Annotated in this window: 9 protein-coding genes; 6 read left to right on the forward strand and 3 right to left on the reverse strand. The window is 57.8% G+C overall.

Annotated features, from left to right (window positions below):
* The 3 genes from WBM93_RS00040 to WBM93_RS00050 all read left to right on the forward strand — a co-directional run.
* On the forward strand, positions 1–1025 hold a 1025-nt coding region (locus WBM93_RS00040; protein WP_424426919.1), incomplete at its 5' end, for a DUF3604 domain-containing protein.
* A gap of 31 nt (positions 1026–1056) precedes the next feature.
* Positions 1057–1920 (forward strand): peptidyl-prolyl cis-trans isomerase, encoded by an 864-nt coding sequence (locus WBM93_RS00045; RefSeq protein WP_424426921.1) that lies wholly within the window; start codon positions 1057–1059, stop codon positions 1918–1920.
* A complete protein-coding gene (locus tag WBM93_RS00050) occupies positions 1917–2906 on the forward strand; it encodes a HupE/UreJ family protein (RefSeq protein WP_424426922.1) in 990 nt (329 codons plus the stop codon). The genes WBM93_RS00045 and WBM93_RS00050 overlap by 4 nt, the downstream gene beginning before the upstream one ends.
* Before the next feature lie 6 nt (positions 2907–2912).
* Here the strand turns inward: WBM93_RS00050 and WBM93_RS00055 are convergent, their stop codons facing one another.
* The 3 genes from WBM93_RS00055 to WBM93_RS00065 all read right to left on the reverse strand — a co-directional run bounded on the left by WBM93_RS00055 (position 2913) and on the right by WBM93_RS00065 (position 4766).
* Positions 2913–3287 (reverse strand): DUF6768 family protein, encoded by a 375-nt coding sequence (locus WBM93_RS00055; RefSeq protein ID WP_424426924.1) that lies wholly within the window; start codon positions 3285–3287, stop codon positions 2913–2915.
* 1 nt (position 3288) lies between these two features.
* Positions 3289–3846, reverse strand: coding sequence for an RNA polymerase sigma factor (locus WBM93_RS00060; protein ID WP_424426925.1), 558 nt, complete (start codon positions 3844–3846; stop codon positions 3289–3291).
* 113 nt (positions 3847–3959) lie between these two features.
* Positions 3960–4766, reverse strand: coding sequence for an SDR family oxidoreductase (locus tag WBM93_RS00065; protein WP_424426926.1), 807 nt, complete (start codon positions 4764–4766; stop codon positions 3960–3962).
* Between the two features lie 167 nt (positions 4767–4933).
* Here WBM93_RS00065 and WBM93_RS00070 point away from each other — a divergent pair, with 167 nt between their 5' ends.
* From WBM93_RS00070 to WBM93_RS00080, 3 genes are all read left to right on the forward strand, one after another.
* Complete coding sequence (locus tag WBM93_RS00070; RefSeq protein ID WP_424426927.1) at positions 4934–5314, forward strand: VOC family protein; 381 nt, start codon at positions 4934–4936, stop codon at positions 5312–5314.
* Positions 5315–5319: 5 nt separating this feature from the next.
* Positions 5320–7149 (forward strand): acyclic terpene utilization AtuA family protein, encoded by a 1830-nt coding sequence (locus WBM93_RS00075; RefSeq protein WP_424426928.1) that lies wholly within the window; start codon positions 5320–5322, stop codon positions 7147–7149.
* Positions 7146–7872 (forward strand): maleylpyruvate isomerase family mycothiol-dependent enzyme (locus WBM93_RS00080; RefSeq protein WP_424426929.1); only part of this gene is annotated, 727 nt, incomplete at its 3' end. The genes WBM93_RS00075 and WBM93_RS00080, both read left to right, overlap by 4 nt.

The following is a 7872-nucleotide window of genomic DNA, read 5'->3' on the forward strand; positions in this document are numbered from 1 at the left end:
TCGAGGTCACCCAGATCAAGGGCGACAGCGAAGCCCATCCGTTTCTCTCGCCCAACGATGAATTTGCTGACTTTGGTGTTGCCGGCTGGGACAAGTGCAATTTGAGCTGCACCAAGGACATGCCGCCCGAAAGCTATGGCGGCAGCTATGTCCGCGAAGCTCTGAAGCGCGGTCTGGAACTGACGCTTGCGGTGGGCGCAAATCCATTCAAATTTGGCATGATCGGTTCGACGGACAGCCACACCTCTCTGGCAACGGCGGACGAGAATAATTTCTTCGGCAAACACAGCGGCAACGAGGCCAATAATCAGGGTCGCGCGATGGCTCCGCAGAATCTGGGGACGCGTGAGGGCCGGTTTGGCTGGCATTATCTCTCTAGCGGCTATGCCGCGGTCTGGGCGACCAGCAACACCCGCGAAGCCATTTTCGATGCGATGATGCGCCGGGAAGTCTATGCCACCACTGGCCCGCGGATGCAGGTCCGTTTCTTCGGCGGCTTTGGTTTTACCGCCGCGGATACCGCTGATCTGGTCAAGACAGGCTATGCAAAAGGCGTTCCGATGGGCGGTGATCTGAGCGGCGGTGACGGCAAAGCGCCGAAATTCCTGATCAGCGCGCTGATGGACCCGGAAAGCGCCAGTCTCGACCGGATCCAGGTGATCAAGGGCTGGGTCGATGCGACCGGACAAAGTCAGGAAAAAGTCTATAATGTGAGCTGGAGCGATGCCGATACGCGCAAGCTTGGGGCTGATGGCAAGCTAAGCCCGGTCTCAAATTCGGTCGATCTGACCAAGGGCACGTGGGACAATGCTACCGGCGCACCGGAGCTGGTGACTTTCTGGCAGGACCCAGATTTTAACGCCGGCCAGAACGCATTCTATTATGTTCGCGTACTGGAAATCCCGACGCCGACCTGGCCGGTCTACGATGCGCTCAAATTCAGCCTGACCCTGCCCGATACGGTAATCAAGATTCAGCAGGAACGCGCCTATAGCTCGCCGATCTGGTATACGCCGACGGCGTAAGTCTAGCTTCTCGGAACTTCCGGAGACTGTCGTGAAACGGTCGGCCGGTCCGGGCGGAACATTATGGGTTGCTGAATATATGATACGTAAGCTTGTTAGAGAACCGCTGTTCCATTTTCTCGGAGGCGCGCTGCTCATCTTTGCGTTCTTCTGGGCCACCGGCAGTGACCGTGACCCGGCAGATTATAATATCAGTATCGACGAAACCGATATTGCCCGGTTGGAGACGGACTGGATCCAGAATTTCCGCCGTCCACCAACACAGCAGGAACTGGACGGATTGATCGATCAGGAGATTGCCGAGGAAATCTACTATCGTGAAGCCTTGCGGCTGGGACTGGACAAAAATGACCCGGTCATCCGGCGCCGGCTGTTCACAAAGATGCGCTTTGTCGACGGCGAAGACACGGGAAATGCCTCACCGACAGACGCTGTCCTGCAGCAATGGATGGACAAGCAAACCGGCAAATATGTCCTGCCGCCACTTTATGATTTCGAACAAATCTATCTCGGACAGATCGGCGCGGCAGAAGCCAGAAGCTGGATCGATCAACTGAAAGACGGCGCCAGACCTGACGCGTTTGCTAAATCCATTTCCTTGCCCGCCACCGTCAAACGGGCCGGCGGTGACGAAATCGCCCGCCAGTTTGGTGATCGGTTTTCCGAACAGCTGGAGAAGCTTGTACCCGGCGTGTGGGATGGCCCGATCCATTCGGGTTTCGGCGCTCATGCCGTCAAGATTACTGAAAAAGTGCCCGGTAAAAAGGCGGGGCTTAATGATGTCCGGCGGCGGGTAGTCAACGACTGGAGCGCAGCCCAACAGACCGAACAGAAAGAAAAAGCGTTTGCCCGCTATCGGACGCAATATGAAATCACCGTAGTCGGACGGCCATGAATCGCTGGCACGCCTTATTGTGGCTCTGTTTGACGCTTGCTCTATGTCCAACCAGCGCCCGTGCCGATGAGCTGCGTCCGGCCTATATCGAAATGACCGAACAATCGCCGGGTCATTGGTCGCTCCTGTGGAAGGCATCAGCCAATTCGCGCCTCGGGCAGAGCGGCGAAATCATCATACCGGGGGTTTGCGAGATTGAGGGTCAGCCCCATCGTGAATTTTCTGGCAGCAATATTCTCACCCGCCTTTCGCTGCGGTGTACCGGGTCAGTGCAGGGCCAGACAATCGGTCTGAAAGGGCTGGAACTGTCATCGACCGATGCGCTGGTTCGTATCGCCCCGATTGACAGTACTCTGCAGACCGTCCGCCTGACCCCGGATCAACCGGTCGCGACCTTGGCCCGCCCTTCCGCGATCTCCAATGTCGCAGCGACCTACATGATTATCGGTATCGAGCATATTTTGCTGGGATTCGACCATCTGTTTTTCGTGCTTGCCCTGGTCCTGCTGCTCAAAGGCGGCTGGCTGATCGCCAAGACCGTCACTGCCTTTACCATCGCGCACAGCCTGACCTTGGTCGGGACGACGCTAGGTTTGCTGTCGCTGCCGTCCCGGCCGGTTGAATCGGTGATCGCGTTGTCGATCGTCTTTCTGGCGGTGGAGGTCGTGAAGGCAAAACCTGACGACCTCCGGCTCTCGCAGCGCTTTCCGTGGATCGTGGCCTTTCTGTTCGGCCTGCTCCACGGCTTCGGCTTTGCCGGCGCGCTAGCCGAAATCGGCTTGCCGGAAGGTGATGTTCCCCTGGCTTTGCTGACATTCAATCTCGGTGTCGAAATCGGACAGCTGCTGATCGTGGCTGTAGCGCTGGCGGCGCTATACGCGCTACGGCAATATCGCGACCGATGGTTGCAGCCTGCCAAAGCCGCCACCGCATATGGCATCGGGATCATAGCGACCTATTGGGTCATCGAACGGACCCTGGCTTGAGCCGGATCAGGCTTCGGGATCGCCAAGCTGCGCGACTCTGAATTCGATCTTTTTCATTTCCGCCAGTAGCGAGAGCAGATTCATCCGGTCGAACAGCCACATTTTGAGCATGGCCACGGCCTGAAACAGCACCAGAAAACCGACTGACCAAAGGATCGTCTCGCGAATCTGTTCCGCCTGCAGCGCCTGCCAACCACAATAGACCGCGAGCAGGAAAAAGCCGAAGGTGAATATCCCCACCATATAGGACCAGAACCGCATCGGCCCTTGCAATGTCGCTCCGAGCTGGTCGAACAGGCCACGGCCATTTTCCAGATTATCCAGAAACGCCTTGTCATCGGCGTCCAGCGCCGCGCCCAATTGATCATCAAATTTAGTCATGTCATTCTCCTTCGTCACTGTGGTTTTCACCCAGCGCCTCTTTTAAATGGCGCCGGGCATGGAAGAGCCGCGATTTCGCTGTGCCGGTCGGCACATCGGTTACCGCGGCAATCTCTCGGATCGTCAGACCTTCGCTGAAATATAGCGCTGCCGCCGTTCGATGATCGTCGCTAAGCCCGTCGAACGCCTGCGCAATCGACACTCTGGCTTCGCCGGCCGGTGCGACTGTCGGTTCGCTGGCCCGCTCACCGACCCGGCTTCGTCGCCGCTGGTTCTGACGGATCCGATCGGCGCATTTGCGGTGCAGAATCGTATAGGCCCAGGCAGGGAATCGCGACGGATCGTTCAAACTTCGCCAGCCCCGGCAAATACCGGTCCATGCATCCTGGACCGCTACCCGGCCCTGATCTTCGTCGCGCAGCAACCGGCAAGCGGTTCTCATCAACCGCGGGTACCAGCGCGCGGCCAGACGTTCGCCTGCGCGGCGATCTCCGGCCTGCAAGCGAGCGAGCAACAATTCGTCATATATTCGTTCGGTTTCGCTGTAACGTTCTGACATGGCTTTTGACCTTTACTCCTATAGTCGGAGCAAAGCGCCAAAAGGTTCATCCGGCCAAAAATAATTGCATTCCCGACATTTCATTCTGTCAGGACATCGCATCGGAAACTCGGTCAGGAAGCCTGTTCGGTCAACATCGCCTGCCAGCGCTGCATTCCGGAAATCCAGCGTTCGGGATCTGCACCCTTCTGCCTGACATAGTCTCCCACTTTGGGGTGAGGGAGGATCAGGAATCGCTCGTCGCCGATTGCCTCGACGCATATATCCGCAACATGCTCCGCACTGACAATGCCGTCCTTCGCGACGGTCGATGTATCGACACCGGCGATCATCGGCGTGTCGACCCCTTGCGGGCATAATACCGAGACCTTCAATCCTTCGGCGCCATGGGTGATCGCCAGCCATTCGGCGAAACTGACCGCCGCATGTTTGGTGACCGAATAGGGTGCGGATCCGATTTGTGCCAGAAGTCCGGCCGCCGAGGCTGTGTTTAGCAAATAGCCCCCTCCGCGTTCCAGCATCTTGGGCACCAATATCCGCGCGACCCGGATATGAGCCAGAACATTGATATCCCAGATATTCTGCCAGTCCGCATCATCCACCTCGACGCCGCCGCCGGCAATGATGCCGGCGTTGGAAACAAACAGATCAATCGGCCCGATATCGGATTCGACGGTTTCGATTAGTTGGCTGATATCCTCCGCCAGAGACACATCGGTTTTGATCGCTACGCCGCCAATTTCATCGGCAACCGCTTGTGCGCCCGCCAGATCACGATCCGCACAGACGATCTTCTTTGCGCCTTCCGCTGCGAAGCGCCGCGCCATCGCCGCACCGATACCGCTGGCGCCGCCGGTGATGACGATAATCTTGTCTTTCAGTTCCATTTTGATCTTGTCCTGCTTGAATAAATTAATCACTCGCTTAAAGATGCCAAGCGGCTAGAACAAGAGCAAGATTGCCTTCGGGCCGATGTCACCCGAAGGCCTGGCCGAGTGCATAATGGCAAGGGCCATAAAGCCGGTGACAATGTTGCGAACGCAAGGATATATTACGGTTTACCAAGAATGAAAAAAAGGAGAATGATATGTATAGTCACATGATGGTCGGGTCGGACGATATGGACCGCTCGAAAAAATTCTATGATGCCTTGTTCAAAAGCATCGGAGGCAAGGAGGCCATGGTCGATCCAAAAGGCCGTCTGATGTACCTGCATAATGACAGTATTTTCATGGTCACGCCGCCGATCAACGGCGAAAAGGCGAGCTGTGGCAATGGCATGACCATCGGATTTGCGATGGAAAACCCCGCACAGGCAGATGCCTGGCACAAGGCTGGCGTGGAAGCAGGCGGCACTCCCATTGAAGATCCTCCCGGGGTTCGCGACAATCCGGGCATGAAGCTATATCTCGCCTATCTGCGCGATCCCGACGGCAACAAGCTTTGCGCGCTGCACCGTATGGGTTGAAGCATATGCCGGACAAAATTATCCGCATCGGCGGTGCGAGTGGCTTTTGGGGCGAAAGCGCCATGGCCACTCCGCAGCTGCTCGGCGCGGGCGTTGATTATCTGGTTTATGATTATCTAGCCGAGATCACCATGTCGATCATGGCGCGGGCTTATGCCAAGGATCCTGCCGCCGGCTTTGCCGGTGATTTCATCGGCGCGGTCCTGAAACCACATGCCAAAGCCATCGCCGCGCAAGGGGTGAAGGTCATTGCCAATGCGGGCGGGGTCAATCCTGCATCTTGTGGCGAAGCAGCCCGCGCTCTGATCAGGGAGCAAGGGCTGGATCTCCAGGTCGCGGTCATCACCGGCGACAACCTGCTGGCCGATCTGGACGCCATCGCCGCCGCCGCGCCCACCGAAATGTTCACCGGTGCAGGCTTTCCGGACAAGGACAAGACCGCCAGCATAAATGCCTATCTGGGCGCGTTCCCGATTGCCCGGGAGCTGGCAGAAGGCGCCGATATCGTGATCACCGGCCGCTGCGTCGACAGCGCGGTAACGCTGGGTGCGTGCATCCACGAATTTGGCTGGTCGGCAAGCGACTATGATCTGCTCGCCAGCGGCAGCCTCGCGGGTCACCTACTCGAATGCGGACCGCAAGCCACCGGCGGCAATTATACCGACTGGGAAGACGCCGGCGATATTGCCAATATCGGCTATCCAATCGGGACCGTTTCCGCCGACGGATCGTTCACGGTCACCAAGCCCGAAGGCACCGGCGGCTGTGTGACGGTCGGCACAGTATCGGAGCAAATGCTCTACGAAATCGGTGATCCGCAGGCCTATATGCTGCCCGACGTGGTCTGTGATGTCTCACAGGTCGAGATTGTCCAGACTGGCCCGGACATGGTGCATGTTTCTCCCGCACAAGGCTATCCCGCGCCGGATCATTACAAGACCTGCCTGACCTATGGCGAGGGGTGTCGAGGCGGGACTTCGGTCAGTTTCTACGGCTTTGACGCGGCCCGAAAAGCACAGAAATTCTGCGACAATGTCTTTGTCCGTGCCAATAATATCCTGCGGGGCCACAATCTTGGTGACTTTAGCGAGACCAGCGTCGAGATCATCGGCGCGGAAAGCCAGTTTGGCGATTTTGCTGCCGACTTCGAACCCCGCGAAGTGGTCGCAAAAATTGCGGCCAAGCATAGCGAGGCGGCAGCCATCGGGATATTGCTCCGCGAACTCACCGGCCTCGGCCTCGCGACCCCGCCCGGACTCAGCGGTTTTTCCGGTGCGCGCGCAAAACCGTCCCCCGTGGTGCGGCTGTATTCCTATCTCACGCCAAAAAAGGCGCTGCCCATCGAAATCGATGTCGATGGCAAAAAGATTTCTTTTCAAGACGGCAAAGGAATCGCTTTTGATCCCGCTACCATCCAGCGACCTCCTCCCCCACAAGCGCCGGAGGGACTGGATGTCGTTACCACTGTGCCGCTGATCCGGCTGGCCTGGGCCCGCTCCGGCGACAAGGGCAACAAGGCCAATATCGGCGTGATCGCCCGCGATCCAGCCTATCTACCCTATATATGGGCCGCTTTGACCCCGGATTCCGTGGCCCAACGCTTTGGCCATTTTATCGAAGGCGGCGCCAAATCCGCCAAGGTCGAGAAATATAGCCTGCCAGGCTCCCACGCGCTCAATTTCCTGATCGATGCCGTGCTGGGCGGCGGCGGTATGGCGAGCATTAGAAACGACGCTCAGGGCAAAGGCTATGGCCAGATATTGCTAGCCCATCCGATTGCGATACCGGCTGCGCTCGCTGACCAGCTGGATGATAACAAAGGAACAGTCCAATGATGCAGGAAGCCCGGGATTTCAAAGACGAAAGCGATACGCTCGCCGCCGGACTCGCCGGTGCCGGGGATGATCTGTTTGCGACGGTCACCCAGTTCAAGCGGTGGACAATCGAGGATGTCATTGGCCACCTGCATATCTGGAATATTGCAGCGCTGATGACCCTGCAGGATCCGGATGGCTTCAAACAATTCATCAGCGATATGATGGGCGCGTTGAAGAGCGGCAAAAGCCATGTCGATGCACAATATGCGTGGCTCGACGAGCATGCCGGCGGGATTCGCGGAAAGGCATTGTTCGACGCTTATTGCTCCTATTATCCAAAACTCGCCGCCGCATATGGCGCAGCCGATCCCGAGGCCCGCGTGGCCTGGGCCGGACCCGACATGACCACAAGATCAAAAATCATCGCCCGCCAGATGGAGACCTGGTCGCACGGCCAGGAGATATTCGACATATTGGGCAAGGAACGCAAAGACGGCGACCGCATCCGCAATATCGCCCATCTTGGCGTCACCACCTATGGCTGGACCTTCCGCAATCGCCGCCAGGAACCGCCTGCACCCAAGCCCTTCGTCCAGCTGACCGCGCCATCGGGCACTGTCTGGGAATGGAATGACCTGCAAAAGGACAATCTGGTTCGCGGCAGCGCCGTGGAATTTGCCCAGGTGGTGACCCAGACCCGAAATATCGATGACACGGCGCTGGAAACGGTCGGAGTGACCG

Source organism: Parasphingorhabdus sp., assembly GCF_049667325.1.
Lineage (GTDB): Bacteria > Pseudomonadota > Alphaproteobacteria > Sphingomonadales > Sphingomonadaceae > Parasphingorhabdus.

Coding starts and splice junctions, on each gene's coding strand:
- WBM93_RS00075 (WP_424426928.1), top strand. CDS start 5,320: ATGCCGGACAAAATTATCCGCATCGGCGGTGCGAGTGGCTTTTGGGGC.
- WBM93_RS00055 (WP_424426924.1), bottom strand. CDS start 3,287: ATGACTAAATTTGATGATCAATTGGGCGCGGCGCTGGACGCCGATGAC.
- WBM93_RS00070 (WP_424426927.1), top strand. CDS start 4,934: ATGTATAGTCACATGATGGTCGGGTCGGACGATATGGACCGCTCGAAA.
- WBM93_RS00050 (WP_424426922.1), top strand. CDS start 1,917: ATGAATCGCTGGCACGCCTTATTGTGGCTCTGTTTGACGCTTGCTCTA.
- WBM93_RS00060 (WP_424426925.1), bottom strand. CDS start 3,846: ATGTCAGAACGTTACAGCGAAACCGAACGAATATATGACGAATTGTTG.